We start from the raw sequence: 1,439 nt of genomic DNA, 5'->3' as shown, positions 1-1,439 counted from the left end.
GCCTCTTCCAGGGTCATGTCGTCACGCTCGAAGTAGGCGCAGCTGTACGTCTGGGTCGGGTCCAGGAACAGGCGGAAGAAGTCGTCGGACAAGTCGTAGTGGGCTTGCACGTTTCCAAAATGCGGCGTGAGCTGCACGGACATGTCGAGAAGAGCCTTTCGTTATGCGGAGGCAGGGATCGTCGGCCAGCACGACGCAACCCTGCGTCACCCCCGATGCATCCCCTGCATGTTAGTCGCTGCGGCGATGCACGTCGTCCTCGCTAGCGGGTCATAGCGTCACACGAGGCGAGCCGCATCGACAAAAACGGCCAGCTGCGCTGCGTTCCGGAGTTCGCTAGAGCGGGGATCGATCCGCATGCTCGCGAGGCGGCACGATCGGCGACGGATGGGGTTCTTCGCGGAACTTCTCCAGCGACCCGCCGACCTCGACGATGCCCTTCAGCGCGTTCCAGCTCAGCATCGTCAGGTAGTCGATCAACTCGTCGCGGCTCATGCGCGGGGAGGACATCCACGAGTGCGTGGCCAGCTGCACGCCACCGACGATCAGGTAGGCCCACGGCTCCGCGCCACCGGTGTCCATCCCGGCCTGCTGCATGCGGCGGCGCATCAGCACAGCCAGCATGCGGGCGATGATCCGTTCGGAGTCCGCGATCACCTTGCTCTTGCTGGCGGAGCTGTTGGACATCACGAAGCGATACGGCTCGGGCTCGTTCGCGACGGTTTCGACGTACACCCGGATCACCTCGCGGGTCAGGTCGAAGCCGTCCAGGTTGGACGTCAGCGCCGCGGCCATGTTGGGAATCAGGGTGGTTTGGGTGAACCGCATCATCACGGCGGTGGTCAGGTCGTTCTTGTCGACGAAATAGCGGTACAGCACCGTCTTGGAGACGCCGATCTCCGCGGCGATCTCGTCCATGCTCAATGCGCCGCCGTGCCGCCGAATGGCGTCGATCGTGCCGTCTACCAACTCGTTGCGGCGCTCCACCTTGTGCTGGTGCCAGCGCCGCTTGCGACCATCCGTCTTGGCCGCCACAGCCAATGTTCGCTCTGCCACTGTCGCCGATTTCCCATTCACTAGACGCCCTCGATACTACGGCGTGCGCGCCTGTTTGGGGCTTCGACCGCGCGCCGGCGCAGCCGCTGTGAACAGTGCGGTCACACTAATCGGTCGGGACGATGAATGATGGAGTGGTGGTACACAGAGCCTCGCCTCGAGGTGTAGCGCCGGGCCCGCGTGCGGCGGGACCGGACTCGACGACGGCGCCGACCGGAACCGGGCGCTCTCACCCGTCGCTCGCCGAATCCTTCGCCGGCGCCGACCCGCAGGCCGATGCGGAGCGCCGGGTGGCGCTGCGCCGGATGAAGGCGGTGGCGCTGAGCTTCCTGATCGGCGCCAGCGTGCTGTTCCTCGCCTGCCGGTGGGCCCAGGCCCACGCC

The 1,439-nt window shown here is 65.9% G+C and carries 2 protein-coding genes and 1 pseudogene; 1 reads left to right on the top strand and 2 read right to left on the bottom strand.

The window, feature by feature from the left end; all coding sequences use genetic code 11:
- On the bottom strand, positions 1 to 143 hold a 143-nt coding region (locus A5713_RS00255), incomplete at its 3' end, for a class I SAM-dependent methyltransferase (RefSeq protein ID WP_197509152.1).
- Positions 144 to 336: 193 nt separating this feature from the next.
- On the bottom strand, positions 337 to 1,056 hold the full coding sequence (locus A5713_RS00250; protein ID WP_068091281.1) for a TetR/AcrR family transcriptional regulator: 720 nt from the start codon (positions 1,054 to 1,056) through the stop codon (positions 337 to 339).
- A gap of 134 nt (positions 1,057 to 1,190) precedes the next feature.
- Here A5713_RS00250 and A5713_RS27110 point away from each other — a divergent pair.
- Positions 1,191 to 1,439 (top strand): annotated as a pseudogene (locus tag A5713_RS27110) (DUF445 domain-containing protein); the annotation flags it as partial.

It is taken from the genome of Mycobacterium sp. E2497, from assembly GCF_001668695.1.
Taxonomy (GTDB): Bacteria; Actinomycetota; Actinomycetes; order Mycobacteriales; family Mycobacteriaceae; genus Mycobacterium.
This window is presented reverse-complemented; position numbering and strand designations above follow the sequence as displayed.